The following is a 16,676-nucleotide window of genomic DNA, read 5'->3' as shown; positions in this document are numbered from 1 at the left end:
AACCTGCGCTTTTGTGCCTATTTTTTCCTCGTCTGAGCGTTGCTCAAGAAGATTGGAACAGGCTCTTAGGCAGTTGTATTCTGAATCTGTTTATGCGGTCAAACGCGCGGTATCTCGTGCGATTACCAGCTCTTCGTTGGTTGTGATAACTAAAGCTGGCCGACTGCCTTCTTGGCTGATGAAGCCGGATTTGCCGAAACGCGTCGCTGTATTTTTTTCTGAGTCAACGGCAAAACCCAGGAGCGCCAGTTTGTTCAGTGTTAGTTCACGTACTAGCCCTGAATTTTCACCGATACCACCGGTAAAAATAACGGCATCCAAACGGCCTGCCATCAGTGCGCTATAGGCGCCGATGTATTTTGCTAAACGATGACAGAAAACGTCCATCGCCCGTTTGGCTTCGACTGTGATGTGGTAATTGTCTTCAATATAACGGCAATCACTTGTTACTTCGGTTAATCCCAGCAACCCGGATCTTTTGGTAAGTAACTTATCAATTTGATCAATATTCATCTTGCATTGATTATGAAGATAAAAAATAATCGCAGGATCCAGATCGCCGCTACGTGTCCCCATCACCAAACCTTCCAAGGGTGTTAATCCCATCGAAGTATCAACACAGCGACCATTACGTATCGCTGTGACTGACCCGCCGTTACCCAAATGGCAACTGATGACATTGAGTTCTTCTAGCGGTTTACCCAGTTTTTTTGCTGCTTCTTGACTGACATATAAATGGCTAGTCCCGTGGGCGCCATAACGACGGATACCCTGTTCTTGATACAGTTTGTATGGCAAAGCATAGAGGTAAGATTCTTCCGGCATCGTCTGATGGAAAGCGGTGTCGAATACCGCCACATTTTTTTCTTTCAAATGAGGGAAAGAACGGAATGCTTCCCGGATGCCAATTAGATGAGCAGGATTATGTAAGGGGGCAAATGGGATCGCAGCTTCGATACATTGGATGACATCATCGTCAATAATCATTGACTCAGCGAGTTCTGCACCGCCGTGGACAATGCGATGCCCAATGGCATTCAGTTGAGCAGAAAGATCTGGTTTTTTTTTCAGAATTGTATTAACAATGAAATCCAGTGCTTCTTTGTGGGTTGCCTTAGCGGCCAATGTTGTTTCCTGTTTAATACCCTCGATTCTCCACTGAATACGGGCTTCCGGAAGGGATAAGCATTCAGCTAAACCAGACAGGTGTTCTGTACTGCTGTTCGTATCGATAATCGCGAATTTTAATGAGGAGCTACCGCAATTCAGAACCAGTATTAGCTTATTCGACATGGAAGTACCTATTTTTTTGTTTACTGGCTAAATTAAACCACAAGTTTAAAGGGAGAGAGATCGACTAGAATAGACCTCTTGCAAAAGCTGAAAGCCGAAGGTGACTTGAAAGCCATAGGCTACCCGAAACCGTAGTTCGTTATATGAAGTTTCAGGCACAGGGCGCGTAGCAATCGGAGTGTACACAGAGTACAAAGAGATTGCGAGTGCTGCGCAACGCAGGAGATTTTAATTTTTTCGGTAAAAATAGAGGTAAGTTATGACGAACAATCCCTCGGATCCGGTGATAGGCTGGTTTCAGATACTCCAACGTGGGAAGAAATATATGAAAACCTGGCCGTTAGACAGACGCCTGGCACCGATTTTTGCCGAAAATCGTGTCGTTAATATGACGCTCTTCGGCATCCGTTTTATGCCACCGTTGGCGATTTTTACACTAACTTGGCAGATAGCGTTAGGGGGCAGCTGGCTCCGGCTATTGCCACGGCATTCTTTGCCTGTAGTTTACCATTGCAGGGATTATGGTGGTTGGGTAAGCGATCGATGATGCCATTGCCGCTAACTTTGTTACAGTGGTTTCATAGTGTGCGCCAGAAATTAAGCGAAGCGGGTAAGAGAGTGGTGCCTGTTGAAACAACGCCAACTTATCAATCGTTGGCTGAATTACTTAAATCTGCGTTTGGGCAGTTAGACGAAACATTTTTCGACGACTTGTGATGCGAATTTAGACTCATTTCCTGCAGTGACATACTGAAACTTGGCACAAAATTTTGCATAAAATAGGTCAATTCAGAGGACGGTTCTTTCAGCAGTTTTTTTTCTAATCGTGCTTTAGCCGGAGCAAATTCTTTATTACCGGCTGATAATTCTTCCAGGCATTTTAGATAAGCCGATAAATCATCGGCTTGTTTTACTAATTGTTTTTCATCCTTGCTACAATAACATTCGTCGAGTAGATAACGAAAATCATCTTGTAATTCTTTTGGTAACATTTCTATCAATGTTTGTTGGGCAATATTTTCAATCTTTTTATATTCATGGGCGATTTGCTGATTGTAATATTTTATTGTTGTTGGTAAATCGCCGGTGATAATTTCGCTAGCGTCGTGATACATCGCCAGCAGTGCTACTCGCTCGGCATTGAGTTTGCCATCGAATTTACGGTTTTTAATGACAGCCAAGGCATGAGCAATAAAGGCAACCTGTAAGCTGTGCTCGGAGACATTTTCGATACGCACATTGCGCATTAACGGCCAGCGGTGGATCAGGGTAAGACGAGATAAATGGGCGAAAAAATGACTCATAGCGAATGCTCCACGTTATTCAACCACTTCATTTTTATTTATTTTATTGTGATACCGGATATTTGCTAAGTAGGCGGTAAGCATATAGACAACACCCGAGATGAGCAATGAATTTGATAGACTTTTCACCGTCTGAGTATTGCTCAGACGATTTCGCATAGGTGCTTAGTGAGTTGTACTGGCTAGATGGATAATCACTTCTGCTTATATTTTTTAAAAAATTGCGCTAGCTTTCCGATTGCCGTCGTCAATTCATCGACAGCGGGTAGGATGACAATACGAAAGTGATCCGGATCAGGCCAATGAAATGCGCTACCATGCACCAATAATACTTTTTCTTGCGACAGTAGATCCAACACCATTTTTTCATCGTTGTACACCTTAAAGCGTTTATCAATACGTGGAAACATGTAGAGCGCTCCACGAGGTTTAACGCAACTCACGCCTTCGATCTGATTGATCTGCTCCCAGGCTTGGTTACGTTGTTCATACAAACGTCCCCCTGGCTTAATAAATTCATTGATACTCTGATAGCCCCCTAATGCTGCCTGGATGGCATGTTGCATTGGCACGTTGGCGCAGAGGCGCATTGAAGACAGCATGTCCAAGCCTTCGATGTAGCTTGTCGCGTGTTTTTTGGGGCCATTTAATACCATCCAGCCTTGGCGAAAACCAGCGACACGATAGGTTTTGGATAAACCGCTAAAAGTCACGGTGAACAGATCAGGGGCCAGGGTAGCAATAGGATGATGTATCGCATCGTCATAGAGGATCTTGTCGTAGATTTCATCGGCGAAAATAATCAGATCATGTTCACGAGCGATTGCCACGATATCCTTTAATAGATCTTTGCTATAAACTGCCCCCGTTGGGTTGTTTGGGTTGATGATCACAATGCCGCGAGTATTTGGCGTGATCTTTTTGCGAATGTCACCAAGATCAGGAAACCAATCAGCACCTTCATCACAGAGGTAATGTACCGCTTTACCGTTCGATAATGATACCACGGCAGTCCATAGTGGGTAGTCAGGTGCAGGTATGAGCATTTCGTCGTCAGTATTGAGTAATGCTTGCATTGCTTGCTGGATAAGCTCGGAAACACCGTTACCAATGTAAATATCTTCCACTGTCAGATCATGCATTCCCTGTGCTTGATAGTACTGCATGATGGCTTTACGTGCCGAATATAGCCCCTTGGAGTCACAATAGCCTTGAGCCGTCGGTAGATTACGGATAACATCGACTAAAATTTCATCGGGTGCACTGAAACCGAAAGGTGCTGGGTTGCCAATGTTGAGCTTCAGTACTTTATGGCCTTCCCCTTCAAGGCGTTTTGCTTCTTTTAGTACTGGGCCACGAATGTCGTAACCCACGTTTTCCAGTTTGCTGGATTTCTTAATCGGTTTACTAGATTTCTCAATAAGTAACATAAAAATAAGCCTTCTGTTGGTTAAAATCGATCTTTCACATGAGAACAAGGCAGATGCCGCTCAATGTACTCCGACGTTGCAGGTTTTTGAAGACTTACGCTTCTGTATTAGACTTCTTGCAAAACCGTAGTGTGTTATGCGAATTTAAGGTGCTTGGAGCACAGTAACCCGCAGTGTACATGCGAGTACGTGAGGATTGCGAGCACCAGGTAGCACAGAATTTGCAGTATGTAGTAGGTTTTGCAAGATTTTGAGTAGGCTTTCCAGAAGGCAATAAATTTTTAACTGTAAGAAAAAGTGACTTGATATTGCTTATTTTTAGTATGGGGATGTTAAAAATTTTATTTCACTATTAATTTTGTAAATTATTAAATAGATTTAATGACAGAATGGCTTGTTTATTTATCGTCATTGCGTTATCAGTTTACTAATACACGTAAAATGTTATAGCAATAGCTTAAAGATATTTTTTATATTTAATTGTTTTTTTCTGTGTATTACTAAATAATATTTGTTAGTTGGCCATTAGCAACAGGACAACATTGATATCTTAGAGCTTATTCGAAATCTGTTGTGCTCGCTGATACTTCGTCAGAAATGAATTCAGAGTGTTTATTTACTTTTTTTATACTGTCTGTAAAAAGGATTGGTAAAACGCAATTGGCAGTAAGTTAAAAAATGCGGCGTTTAGAACACTTAGCGGGTAACGAATTGTTTTTTTTCACCTCTTGGTAATGATGGATGAACCCGGCACGAGATTTTTTGATAGTATATTTCTGCTTTTTGACAGAAAATTTTTTGAACCGATCCCATTTTTCACGATAAGATAAATTGTCGGTGTACAAAAGGATGATTAAAACATGGTAACGTTTAATTGCCCGGGTGAATTGCTTACGCTTTGTGATTAAATATACAGGGTTTTGAACGACAGGGTTTTTTGGAGGCATATGGATGAAAATAAATAAATGGGGTACCCCGATTTTAGTGGTATTAAGTTTTATTGCCAGTACTCAGGTGTTGGCTAAAGATACCATTGCACTGGTTGTTCCTACTCTAGATAATCCATGTAATCCATTTTTTATTTCAATGAAAGAAGGGGCACAAAAGGAAGCAGATAAATTGGGTTATACTTTAGAGGTGTACGATTCAAGAAATAATTCAGCTACAGAGCTACTCAATGTTCAATCTTTGACAATGCGTTCCGACGTTAAATTCTTGTTAATCAGTACGGTTAATTCCAATGCGGCAGGTAACTCGGTTAAGTTGGCAAATGAGGTTAACATTCCAGTTATCACACTGGATCGCATAGCGCATGGTGTCACAGTAAAAAGTCATATTACTTCTGATAATATCCTGGGTTCAAAAATGGCGGGTGATTTTATTGCACGTAAACTGGGTGATGGTGCTAGAGTTGTACAACTGGAGGGGATCGTTGTTTCTTCAGGAGTGCGTGAACGTGCTGAAGGTTTTAGGCAATCAGTAAAGCAACATAAGTTTAACTTATTGGCCAGCCAACCGGCGCACTATGATCGCACAGACGGGATGCATGTGATGCAAGAGTTGTTAACTCTTTACCCTAATATTCAGGCCGTATTTGCGCAAAATGATGAAATGGCGTTGGGTGCTTTGCAGACTTTGCAGAACCTGAAAAGAATGGATGTGCTAGTGGTAGGATTCGACGGCACTGATGAAGCGGTTAAAACGGTTAAAAGTGGTGAAATGGCGGCGACCATTGCTCAGCAACCGGAACAGATTGGCGCGAAAGGTGTGGAAATGGCCGATAAAGTACTAAAAGGCGAAAAAATACCTGACATTATTCTGATAGGTTTGAAACTGGTAATGAGCAAGTAAAGTAAAATAAAGGTTGCAACTATGATGATGGTGTAGGTAGTCAATAATATTGATTATCTTCGATTATTGGTAATGGCGTGCATTGCTATCACCGTGGTTGCGAATTCTTTCATAACTCTGCGGTATACATCGCGTTTGAAAGAAACAACCTGACGTACTGGGTACCAGTAACTCACCCAGAGCCAGCCGTCAAGCTCGGGGACATTACTGCATTGCATATTGATATCGGTATCATTCCCTATCAGTTGTAACAAAAACCAGCGTTGTTTTTGACCGATACACACCGGCTTTGTATCCCAACGTACTAAACGTTTAGGTAATTTGTAACGTAACCAGTTGCGGCTCGAAGCCAGTACACGAACATTTTTTCTACTGAGACCGACCTCTTCAAAGAGTTCACGGTACATCGCCTGCTCTGGTGTTTCGCCGGGGTTGATCCCGCCCTGAGGAAATTGCCAAGAGTGCTGACCATGACGCCGAGCCCATAGAACCTGCCCTTGTCGATTACAGATTACAATACCAACATTCGGGCGGTAGCCGTCATCATCAATCACCAGACCACCTCGATCAGCTTAGAATTTAAAGATACCCCGATTGTTTCACAATAGCTACAAGCGGTAAACTACTGCTTATTGGTTCATGTAAGATGACAATTTTTGCGTGCAATTTGTGGATATATAAAAATTTTCTATGTCAAGATCATAAATTGAAAGAACAGTGTCAATTTAATAAGGTTATCCCAAAAATCTGTGGATAAACAGGTAAAATCCTGTTTATTATTGTTGAAAACTGGTGCATAAAATAAAAATGACAAAAATGACCGCCATCTACCTGTTAAAAAAACATCATCTAATTCATGCTATTATTTGCTATCGCTTAGCCTGATAAGGGAATTTGCATGCTGGTTTAGTTTTTAGTTTGTTTTTTAATCTGTTGATAGGTTTTGCTGCACAATTGGTTTTGAAATGAGGTCTCGTGTGTATTTACTCTCTCCGTTACCACCATGTGATGAACATCAGCTCTTTCTTCGTGCTCAAGCGCTGTCTGGTTTCACTTTGGGGGAGCTGGCAAGGCGAATTCAGTGGACTATCCCTGCTAATTTGAAGAAAAAAAAAGGTTGGGTAGGCATGTTGTTGGAATTCTACCTGGGTGCTAAGGCTGGTAGTAAACCGGAGCAAGATTTTGCTGACATCGGTATTGAGCTGAAAACCATCCCGGTTAGTGCTCAAGGTGTACCGTTAGAAACCACTTTTGTTTGTATTGCTCCATTGACTGGTAATAGTGGTGTTATTTGGGATAGCTGCCATGTTCGTAACAAACTTTCCAGAGTATTATGGGTACCTGTGGAAGGAGAGCGGCATATTCCTTTGGCTGATCGCCGTATTGGTGCTCCTCTGCTCTGGAGTCCGAATGCCGAGGAAACAAAACGACTTCGCCATGATTGGGAAGAACTGATGGATTTGATCGTCCTGGGTAAAGTTGAGAGTATTACTGCCCGCCACGGTGAAGTTTTGCAATTGCGTCCCAAGGCCGCCAATCGCTACGCTTTAACGGAAGCGATTGGTGAAAAAGGACAGCCAATCATGACATTGCCCCGTGGTTTTTATCTGAAAAAGGCTTTTACCCGTGAATTGTTGGCTCGCTATTTTCTGCTTTAAAAACGGGTAATTACGCAGTCTTGATTATGATTAAGCGAGATAATGCGTATAATCCTGCTTTTGTGTTTTATAGGGCGTATAGGTAATGTTCGAATGGATTGCCGATCCTGATGCCTGGTTGGCTCTGGGCACACTAACTATCCTGGAGATTATTCTTGGTATAGATAATATTATTTTCCTTTCTCTGGTAGTGGCAAAATTACCTAAAGCGCAACAGAGTCAAGCCAGGCGGATTGGTTTGACCGCAGCGATGTTGATGCGTCTGGCTTTGCTGGCTTCTATTACTTGGGTCATTGGTTTGACTAAGCCGCTGTTTACTGTTGTAGAGCATGATATTTCAACACGTGATTTAATCTTACTCTGCGGCGGGTTGTTTCTGGTTTGGAAGTCAACTAAAGAAATCTACGAATCCATTTCTGGGGATGAAAATTATCACAGCAGTAATGTCAGTTCCTTTGCGGGTGCCATTGTGCAAATTATGTTGCTGGATATTATTTTTAGTTTGGATTCTGTGATAACGGCTGTTGGGCTCTCTGATCATTTGTTTATCATGATGGCTGCGGTCGTGATTGCTGTCGGAGTGATGATGTTTGCTGCTCGGCCTATCGGAGAGTTTGTCAATCAGAATCCGTCGGTTAAAATGCTAGCGCTTGCTTTTTTGATTTTGGTGGGCGTGACTTTAGTGTTGGAAAGTTTTCAAATGCGAGTGCCGAAAGGGTACATTTATTTCGCCATGTTTTTTTCAATAGGAGTTGAGACGCTAAATTGGTTACGTGGTAAAAAAAATCGCATGACTCGTTAAAAAATTGTTATAAAACGGGTTTTTTGACGTGGCTTGGTTAAACTTGGTTACCTTAGGCGGAGACATACACAATGGTGGCTGCCTAAGAACCTGTTCGAAATCTTTTGTGCTCGCTGATACTTCGTCAAAAACGGGCTCAAAATGTTCATTTACTCTATGTAAACTGCGCTTTTTCGCCCATTTTTTCCTCGTCTGAGCGTCGCTCAAGAAGATTTGGAACAGGTCCTAAGATCTCTTGCGATATATGCAACTACAGCAACATACGTAGCATACGACGTAGTGGTTCAGCGGCTCCCCACAATAACTGATCACCGACAGTAAATGCGGATAAATACTTCTCCCCCATGTTGAGTTTACGTAGACGTCCAACCGGAGTATTCAGCGTGCCGGTGATCGCAGCTGGTGTAAGTTTACGTTTAGTCAGTTCTGGCTCGTTGGGGATCACCCGTACCCATTCATTATGTTGAGCAATAATTTTTTCAATGTCTTCTAGCGATGTGTCTTTTTTTAATTTCAGGGTGAATGCCTGGCTATGGCAACGTAGTGCCCCTATGCGTACACATAGGCCATCGATTGGGATCACCGTGCTGGTGTTGAGGATTTTATTGGTTTCCGCCTGACCTTTCCATTCTTCACGGCTTTGACCATTAGATAACGCACTATCTATCCATGGGATCACACTGCCTGCCAACGGTACAGAAAAACAATCTGTGGGTAAGGAACAATTACGGATCTGTGCCGTCACTTTACTTTCAATCTCGAGGATGGTTTTTGCCGGATTTAGCAATTCGTTTGCTACACAACCATGCAATTTACCCATTTGTCTGATAAGTTCATTCATATGGCGTGCACCTGCGCCAGAAGCGGCCTGATAAGTTGCCACAGAAGCCCATTCTACTAAATCATCAGCAAACAAACCGCCCAGCGACATCAGCATTAGGCTCACAGTACAATTGCCTCCGACAAAGGTTTTGATACCGTTGTTTATACCTTGCTCAATCATAGGCTTGTTAACTGGATCTAAAATGATAATGGTGTCTTCTTCCATGCGCAGCGATGAAGCAGCATCGATCCAATAGCCTTTCCAGCCTTTTTTACGCAGTTTGGGATGAATTTCTTGGGTGTAATTTCCTCCTTGGCAGCTGATAATGATGTCTAATGCGTACAATGTGTCAATATCATCAGCACGGTGTAATTCATGGCATCGACCCCCTATCTCAGGTGTTTTCTGGTTTTTTTCCGAAGAAGTAGAAAAAAATACAGGGTGGATAACGTCAAAATCTTTTTCTGCCTCCATTCGTTCCATTAATACTGAACCGACCATACCACGCCAGCCGATAAAACCAACTTTTTTCATAATTGTTACGTTCCAAAGTAAGATTATGTAAGGATTGCACAAGCTAATAATCCCTTCAAAGGGAAAACAAAGGAAATAAAAATTTTTGGTTTTCCCCTTGAAGGGAGTGACAATGCCCCCACTTAGTAGGTCATGGTACCGCTGATGACAGTAAATGGGTATCAATCCTGCATCTGATACGGACTTTTTATAGGAGAGCGATAAATGACACAACAACAAATAAACATTCGTCCATTACATGATCGCGTTATAGTTAAGCGCAAAGAAGTTGAAAATAAATCGCCTGGGGGTATTGTTCTGACGGGTTCAGCGGCGGGTAAATCAACACGTGGTAAAATCCTTGCGGTTGGTAACGGGCGTATTTTGGACGACGGGAAGGTCAGGCCTTTAGACGTGAAAGTGGGTGATGTCATTGTCTTTAATGATGGCTACGGGGTTAAAGTAGAGAAGATTGATGGCGAAGAAATGTTGATCATGTCAGAAAGTGACATTTTGGCCGTTGTTGTTGAAAATAAGTAGTACGATCAATCAATTTTCTGAACTAAACGAATTTGAGGGAAAGAATAATGGCAGCTAAAGACGTAAAATTTGGCAATGATGCTCGCGTAAAAATGTTGCGTGGCGTGAATATTCTTGCTGATGCAGTAAAAGTTACCTTGGGGCCCAAAGGCCGTAACGTAGTTCTAGATAAATCTTTTGGCTCTCCAAGCATCACTAAAGATGGTGTTTCTGTTGCCCGTGAAATCGAACTGGAAGATAAGTTTGAAAACATGGGTGCGCAGATGGTCAAAGAAGTGGCTTCTAAAGCGAATGACGTTGCGGGAGATGGCACAACTACGGCAACAGTGTTGGCACAAGCTATCGTTACTGAAGGTCTGAAAGCTGTTGCTGCAGGTATGAACCCGATGGATCTGAAACGCGGTATCGACAAGGCGGTAGACTCAGCAGTCGAAGAGTTGAAAAAATTGTCAAAACCTTGCGCTGATCCAAAAGCCATTACTCAAGTGGGTACTATTTCCGCGAACTCCGATGAGGTTGTTGGTGAATTGATTGCAGAAGCGATGGGCAAAGTGGGTAATGAAGGTGTTATCACGGTTGAAGAAGCTAGTGGTCTCTATAATGAGCTTACCGTCGTGGAAGGTATGCAGTTTGATCGTGGCTATTTGTCACCTTACTTTATCAATAAGCCAGAAGGTTCTTCCGTAGAGCTCGACAATCCTTTTATTCTATTGGTTGATAAGAAAATTTCTAATATCCGTGAACTTCTGCCAGTATTAGAAGCGGTGGCAAAAGCGGGTAGATCCCTATTGGTTATTGCAGAAGATGTTGAAGGTGAAGCATTGGCAACGCTGGTGGTAAACACTATGCGTGGTATTGTCAAGATTGCTGCGGTTAAAGCCCCGGGCTTTGGTGATCGTCGTAAAGCCATGCTGGCGGATATTGCTGTTTTAACCAAGGGTATCGTCATCGCTGAAGAAGTGGGGTTGGTTCTGGAAAAAGTGACTCTGGAAGATCTTGGGCAAGCAAAACGTATTATTATCACTAAAGATACTACTACCATTATTGATGGTGTGGGTGATAAAGGTATGATTGCGGCTCGTGTAGTTCAGATTAAAGCACAAGTTGAAGAAGCTTCATCTGACTACGACAAAGAAAAACTGCAAGAACGTGTCGCTAAACTTTCTGGTGGCGTGGCTGTTATTAAAGTCGGTGCAGCTACTGAAGTTGCAATGAAAGAGAAAAAAGCTCGTGTGGAAGATGCTCTGCATGCAACCCGAGCGGCTGTAGAGGAAGGTGTGGTACCTGGTGGTGGTGTGGCCTTGATTCGTGTTGCTACTGCTCTCAGTGAGCTGAAAGGTGACAATCAAGACCAGAATGTGGGTATTACTGTTGCTCTTAAAGCGATGGAAGCGCCGTTGCGTCAGATCGTGGTTAATGCTGGTGAGGAAGCTTCTGTTATTGCTGATAAGGTAAGAAAAGGTAGTGGTAACTTTGGTTACAATGCACAAACTGAAGAATACGGTGATATGATCGAAATGGGTATTTTGGATCCAACCAAGGTTACTCGCTCTGCGATACAGTATGCTGCGTCCATTGCTGGCCTGATGATTACTACCGAGTGTATGGTATCTGATTTGCCACGTGACGAAAAAGGTGCCGATATGGGCGCTGGTGGAATGGGCGGTATGGGTGGTGGAATGGGTGGTATGATGTAATTCCCCACTGCTTGATAGAGGACATTGATTCTTTATAGGCAGCTTATCCGCAGTGAAAGCGAGCAGGGTTACCCTGCTCGTTTGTGTTTTTGTGTTGGTTAGAATTGTGTCTGTGTTAAAAAATATTTTCCCTCGTTCGTTTTCTCCACGAGATCTAGAGTTATATCGCCTCGCCGCTCCGGTTAGTTGGCTAGACAGCGTGGTTATTTTAGTTCGCGTACTTTACAGTTTTTACCTTTAATTTTTCCTTGCTGTAACTGTAGCAAAGCACGTTTTACACTCGTTTTACGGATAGCTACGTAAGCATGTGCAGGGAATATAGCTATTTTTCCTACATCAGCAGCGGTTAAACCGGCATTTCCTGTTAGGGCACCTAAAATGTCTCCGGGGCGTATTTTGGCTTTACGACCACCGTCGATACACAAAGTGATCATTTCTGCTTCCAGTATGACACTATTATTGCAACTATCGGTCGTACGTATTTTCTCAGTGGGCATCCAGCTTAGTTTCGTGTGCAAATAGTCTTCTATGGCGTGTGCTCTGTTCATCTCTTGTGGTGTACAAAGCGTTAGAGCAAGGCCATTTTTCCCCGTTCGGCCGGTACGTCCTATACGATGAATATGTACCTCTGGATCAAAAGCCAATTCAAAGTTAACCACTAATACCAAATCTTTAATATCCAAACCACGGGCGGCAACATCAGTCGCAACTAGAATACGGCAGCTATGGTTAGTAAACCGAACTAATACTTGATCTCGCAAAGATTGTTCTAAATCTCCGTGTAAAGCCAATACACTCATACCACAGGATCCAAGGGTTCGATAGACATCCTGGCAATCTCGTTTGGTATTACAAAATACTACACAAGAACTTGGTTGATAATGTCTGAGTACCGTAATCAGTAGTGGCAAACGCTCTTCACAGGTAGTTTCGTAAAATACCTGTTCAATAGAGGTTTCGTTTTCTTGTTGTGCAACGACCACATTTAATGGATGACGCTGTATTTTTGCGCTAACTTGTTCAATTCCGACAGGATAAGTAGCGGAAAATAATAGAGTTTGGTATTGTTGCGGAGCGTAATTAATAATCTTATCGATGGTTTCACTAAAACCCATATCCAGCATGCGGTCAGCTTCATCCAGCACTAGTACTTTTAGCCCCTTTAATATTAAGGTAGTTTTACTCAGATGTTCCTGGATACGACCCGGGGTACCGACCACAACATGAGGAGCATGCACCAGAGAATTGAGCTGTTGCCCCATCGGCTGACCACCACAGAGGGTTAAAATTTTAATATTTTGTGTAAAACGGGCTAAACGGCGTAGCTCTTTACTGATTTGATCTGCCAATTCACGTGTTGGACAGAGTACCAAAGCTTGCGTGACAAATGCTCCCATAGCAATTTTATCCAGCAAACCGATGCCAAACGCTGCCGTTTTACCGCTGCCGGTTTGGGCCTGGGCACGGACATCCTGTCCTTTAAGGATTGCCGGTAATACTGCTGCCTGTATCGGTGTCATTTCGTTGTAATCCAATTCTTTAAGATTCGACAACTGTTCGGCAGGCAGCGTTAATGAAGAAAAACCAGTAGTACTCACAATGGTGACTCCTGACGATATATCGATTTAGTCGCTTTCTCAAGGTCGTCATCAAGGTCGTCATCAAAAAACAGGGTCACTTGAGGATCGTCTTTATGTTGCATCCGAATTTCTTGTGCTACTAACGTGATCGCTTCAGCGCTACTCATTCCCGTTGATATCAATTGGTGAACTTTTTCCGCTGCTTTTTGTTGTTCCTGATGGGAAATCGAGGGCATGTCCGTTAACATGAATTTATCTCCTGCAAATAATATGCAAGTATACTCCTTCCTCTGCGCTATCTGTATTTAACGCATTCGAGAAAGATAAATTATGCTTATATTTATTAAAACGTTATTGAATTTTACTTCATCTAAAGGCTAATTATTCAATGAATTACCGTTGTGTGGTAACCGAAAGATATCAATTCTGTAAAGTTTATTTTTAATAATAGTCGATAATTACAACAGTTCCACTCGGGATAAATTGTAAAATTAAGTAATAATGTGGCACGTAAGATTGAAAAATGATTTATGTGCATCGTATTCGTTGTGCTTAATTTTTTTGCTGTTATTTAATGGCTCTGCTGGTAGCTAGATGACAATCAATAAAAACACAACGGGTTGGATGATATGAAAAGTTCTTGTCAAAGAGAAATCATATTGCCCAATTGCATTTCTTGTGTAAAGATCCGTACTGTAACAATATCTCTGGGTGAACGATTCTACTTCCCCGAGTACGCTGGGTAGCGTAAGCGGATACACTGCTTCTTTGCATCATAAATTTAAAAATAACTTCCTTAAATGAAAGAAATTTCTCTCAGTAAGAAAGATATTTTTCTCGGAATCTATTCGAAATCGTTATGAACGACGCTCAGACGAAGACGAAATGAGCGAAAGTTTACATAGGGTCAATGAGTATTATTCTGAGTACATTTTTGGCGGAGTGTCAGCGAGTGTAATAGATTGCGAATATGCTTATGGCGTGGTCAAAACTTAAGAGATGGTTGTCCTATATTTATTTGTATATCGAGAAGATTATTCATCATGACAAAAACAGATTATTTAATGCGTTTAAGAAAATGTAGGACTCTTGCTACCTTAGAGAGGGTAATTGAAAAGAATAGGTACGAACTTTCTGATGATGAGCTAGAATCGTTTAATTCTGCTGCGGATCATAGATTGGCAGAGGTTATTGCGGATAAATTTTTCGATAAGGTTCCGTCTTCGATGTGGCAACATGTCAGGTAATGTGCGAGATCTTGTTCAGTTACGCTGAAAGTATGGATGCTTTTACTTGCAGTGGTTAATCACTTTGCTGAGATACAGCATGTTACTCTTGAACTCGCAAAGCAAAATAGATATTACAGCATGAAAAAACAGGTTTTATTTTTACCTGATGAAGTTGCCACCGTTGCATTGGGTTCCGTTTTGGCGTCTGTTTGCAATAGTGCTAGCGTTATTTATCTTCTCGGTGAGTTAGGCAGTGGAAAAACCACCTTCAGCCGTGGTTTTCTTCGTGCCTTGGGCCATCGTGGTAGTGTAAAAAGTCCTACTTATACTTTGGTTGAACCTTATATTTTAACACCAAGAGCAGTTTATCATTTCGACCTGTATCGTTTAGCTGATGCGGAAGAATTGGAATTTATGGGTGTCCGTGATTATTTTGATCAACAGGCTATCTGTTTGGTGGAATGGCCACAAAAAGGAGCCGGTTTTTTGCCCAAAGCAGATATTAAGCTTCATTTAGCTTATCATCAGCAAGGGCGTCAGGCCCGGTTAGTGGCTTGTTCTGACTACGGTGTCGAACTATTACAGCGTTTAGCTGCTGAGTCACGGTATTCAAACAATGATATTTAACTGGCGTTACAGTGTTCCCCTTTTGTTTGTTGCTATTTTTTGCGTTTTGGTCGTCCCCGTTTTTTCTTGGGCGATGAAATTAACCGATATCAACGTTAGTAACGGGTTTACTGAGAGCAAAGTGATACTGAGTTTTGATCAACGCCCAGTGTATGATTTTTTTCTGTTACAGGATCCTGAGCGATTGGTGCTGGATGTTCGGCAAAGTGGCACTGTTTCAGGTTTACCTTTGGCGTTCCGTGAACCTCATCTGTTAAAAAAAATTCGTTCTAGTCAACCCCGAGACACACAAAGTACTCGTCTAGTATTTGATTTGACGCGAAAAGTGAAAACCAATGTGCTCGCTAAGCAAGCGGGCAACGTGTATCAGGTGATTTTCACCCTGATCGCTGAAGGAAAGACACCAGCTCGTGAAATAGCATCTATGCTGCAACCTAAATCCTCTAGCGAGAGTAATAATCCATTTAATAATCAGCCAGTAGGGATCGGCAAGAATAGTGTCGGCACTGTTACTACAGGTGTTACGACTACTGGAATGATGACCACAGGATCAGCCCGTACGGTGAAAACGGCAGGTTCATCTGTCAGTAATCGTGGCGCTAGCGGTTTGGTTATTGTTGCCATCGATGCCGGACATGGTGGCCAAGATCCAGGTGCTGTTGGTCAAAATGGTTTGCAAGAGAGGCATGTTACTATTAGTGTTGCACGTAAATTAGCGGCTTTACTCGATAACGATCCGTTGTTTAAACCGGTATTAACCCGTAATGGCGATTATTTCCTCTCGGTAATGGGGCGTTCTGATGTAGCACGTAAACAAAAGGCTAATGTATTGGTGTCTATTCACGCCGATGCTGCCCCAAACCGCCGCGCGAGGGGCGCGTCAGTTTGGGTGTTATCTAATCGCCGTGCTAACAGTGAACTTGGTAATTGGTTGGAACAACACGAAAAACAGTCGGAGCTGCTTGGTGGTGCGGGTGATCTGCTAGCTAGTCCTTCAGCCGATCCGTACCTAAGCAAAGCAGTGTTAGATTTGCAATTTGGTCATTCTCAGCGTGTTGGTTATGCCATCGCGGCTAGTATGCTACGTGAATTGAAACGTGTTGGCTCCATTCATAAAGTTGAACCTGAACATGCCAGCCTTGGGGTATTACGTTCACCCGATATTCCTTCGGTATTGGTGGAAACCGGCTTTATTAGCAATAGCATGGAAGAACGGTTGCTTGGTAGTGATGAGTACCAGGGTAAAATTGCTCAGGCGATTTATCAAGGTTTACGCAATTATTTTTTGGCGCACCCGTTACAGGTTTCGCCGACTCGACGTTGAAGATC

The 16,676-nt window shown here is 42.5% G+C and carries 13 protein-coding genes and 3 pseudogenes; 9 read left to right on the top strand and 7 right to left on the bottom strand.

What is annotated here, in order from left to right:
* Positions 1–90: 90 nt before the first annotated feature.
* Positions 91–1,293, bottom strand: coding sequence for an acetate kinase (locus tag CCS41_RS13565; RefSeq protein ID WP_072549829.1), 1,203 nt, complete (start codon positions 1,291–1,293; stop codon positions 91–93).
* A gap of 259 nt (positions 1,294–1,552) precedes the next feature.
* Here CCS41_RS13565 and yfbV point away from each other — a divergent pair.
* Positions 1,553–2,010, top strand: a pseudogene (gene yfbV, locus CCS41_RS13560) (terminus macrodomain insulation protein YfbV).
* A gap of 2 nt (positions 2,011–2,012) precedes the next feature.
* On the opposite strand, the pseudogene yfbR reads toward yfbV, so the two are convergent.
* Together yfbR and CCS41_RS13550 are read right to left on the bottom strand one after the other, a co-directional pair.
* Positions 2,013–2,597, bottom strand: a pseudogene (gene yfbR, locus CCS41_RS13555) (5'-deoxynucleotidase); the annotation flags it as partial.
* A gap of 194 nt (positions 2,598–2,791) precedes the next feature.
* On the bottom strand, positions 2,792–4,027 hold the full coding sequence (locus tag CCS41_RS13550; protein ID WP_072549831.1) for a pyridoxal phosphate-dependent aminotransferase: 1,236 nt from the start codon (positions 4,025–4,027) through the stop codon (positions 2,792–2,794).
* A gap of 951 nt (positions 4,028–4,978) precedes the next feature.
* Between CCS41_RS13550 and rbsB the strand changes: the two genes are divergently transcribed.
* Positions 4,979–5,878, top strand: a complete 900-nt coding sequence (gene rbsB / locus CCS41_RS13540; RefSeq protein ID WP_072549833.1) for a ribose ABC transporter substrate-binding protein RbsB — start codon at positions 4,979–4,981, stop codon at positions 5,876–5,878.
* 53 nt (positions 5,879–5,931) lie between these two features.
* On the opposite strand, the gene rppH is transcribed toward rbsB, so the two are convergent.
* Entirely contained in the window at positions 5,932–6,432 is a 501-nt protein-coding gene (gene rppH / locus CCS41_RS13535) for an RNA pyrophosphohydrolase (protein ID WP_072549834.1), read from the bottom strand.
* A 411-nt stretch (positions 6,433–6,843) separates the two neighbouring features.
* Between rppH and mutH the strand changes: the two genes are divergently transcribed.
* Both mutH and CCS41_RS13525 read left to right on the top strand, forming a co-directional pair.
* Positions 6,844–7,536 (top strand): DNA mismatch repair endonuclease MutH, encoded by a 693-nt coding sequence (gene mutH / locus CCS41_RS13530; protein ID WP_072549835.1) that lies wholly within the window; start codon positions 6,844–6,846, stop codon positions 7,534–7,536.
* Positions 7,537–7,621: 85 nt separating this feature from the next.
* Entirely contained in the window at positions 7,622–8,338 is a 717-nt protein-coding gene (locus CCS41_RS13525; protein WP_072549836.1) for a TerC family protein, read from the top strand.
* 250 nt (positions 8,339–8,588) lie between these two features.
* Here the strand turns inward: CCS41_RS13525 and asd are convergent, their stop codons facing one another.
* Entirely contained in the window at positions 8,589–9,695 is a 1,107-nt protein-coding gene (gene asd, locus CCS41_RS13520) for an aspartate-semialdehyde dehydrogenase (RefSeq protein WP_072549837.1), read from the bottom strand.
* A gap of 219 nt (positions 9,696–9,914) precedes the next feature.
* Between asd and CCS41_RS13515 the strand changes: the two genes are divergently transcribed.
* Both CCS41_RS13515 and groL read left to right on the top strand, forming a co-directional pair.
* Positions 9,915–10,214 (top strand): co-chaperone GroES, encoded by a 300-nt coding sequence (locus tag CCS41_RS13515; protein WP_072549860.1) that lies wholly within the window; start codon positions 9,915–9,917, stop codon positions 10,212–10,214.
* A gap of 47 nt (positions 10,215–10,261) precedes the next feature.
* On the top strand, positions 10,262–11,911 hold the full coding sequence (gene groL, locus CCS41_RS13510; protein ID WP_072549838.1) for a chaperonin GroEL: 1,650 nt from the start codon (positions 10,262–10,264) through the stop codon (positions 11,909–11,911).
* A 203-nt stretch (positions 11,912–12,114) separates the two neighbouring features.
* On the opposite strand, the gene dbpA is transcribed toward groL, so the two are convergent.
* Positions 12,115–13,509 carry an ATP-dependent RNA helicase DbpA gene (gene dbpA, locus CCS41_RS13505; protein ID WP_072549839.1) on the bottom strand — a complete coding sequence of 465 codons (1,395 nt, stop codon included), beginning with the start codon at positions 13,507–13,509 and terminating at the stop codon, positions 12,115–12,117.
* Entirely contained in the window at positions 13,506–13,739 is a 234-nt protein-coding gene (locus CCS41_RS13500) for a YoaH family protein (protein WP_072549840.1), read from the bottom strand. The genes dbpA and CCS41_RS13500 overlap by 4 nt, the downstream gene beginning before the upstream one ends.
* Positions 13,740–14,534: 795 nt before the next feature.
* On the opposite strand from CCS41_RS13500, the gene hha reads away from it, so the two are divergent.
* The 3 genes and pseudogenes from hha to amiB form a co-directional block, all read left to right on the top strand.
* Positions 14,535–14,738 (top strand): hemolysin expression modulator Hha, encoded by a 204-nt coding sequence (hha, locus tag CCS41_RS13495; RefSeq protein WP_072549841.1) that lies wholly within the window; start codon positions 14,535–14,537, stop codon positions 14,736–14,738.
* Positions 14,739–14,858: 120 nt separating this feature from the next.
* On the top strand, positions 14,859–15,347 hold the full coding sequence (gene tsaE / locus CCS41_RS13490) for a tRNA (adenosine(37)-N6)-threonylcarbamoyltransferase complex ATPase subunit type 1 TsaE (protein WP_072549861.1): 489 nt from the start codon (positions 14,859–14,861) through the stop codon (positions 15,345–15,347).
* Positions 15,337–16,659: pseudogene (gene amiB, locus CCS41_RS13485) on the top strand (N-acetylmuramoyl-L-alanine amidase AmiB); the annotation flags it as partial. The gene tsaE and the pseudogene amiB, both read left to right, overlap by 11 nt.
* Positions 16,660–16,676: the final 17 nt, after the last annotated feature.

The sequence above is a fragment of the Candidatus Fukatsuia symbiotica genome, from assembly GCF_003122425.1.
Taxonomy (GTDB): Bacteria; Pseudomonadota; Gammaproteobacteria; order Enterobacterales; family Enterobacteriaceae; genus Fukatsuia; species Fukatsuia symbiotica.
Note: the sequence above shows the minus strand (reverse complement) of the source record. Positions and strands in the feature narration are given on the sequence as shown.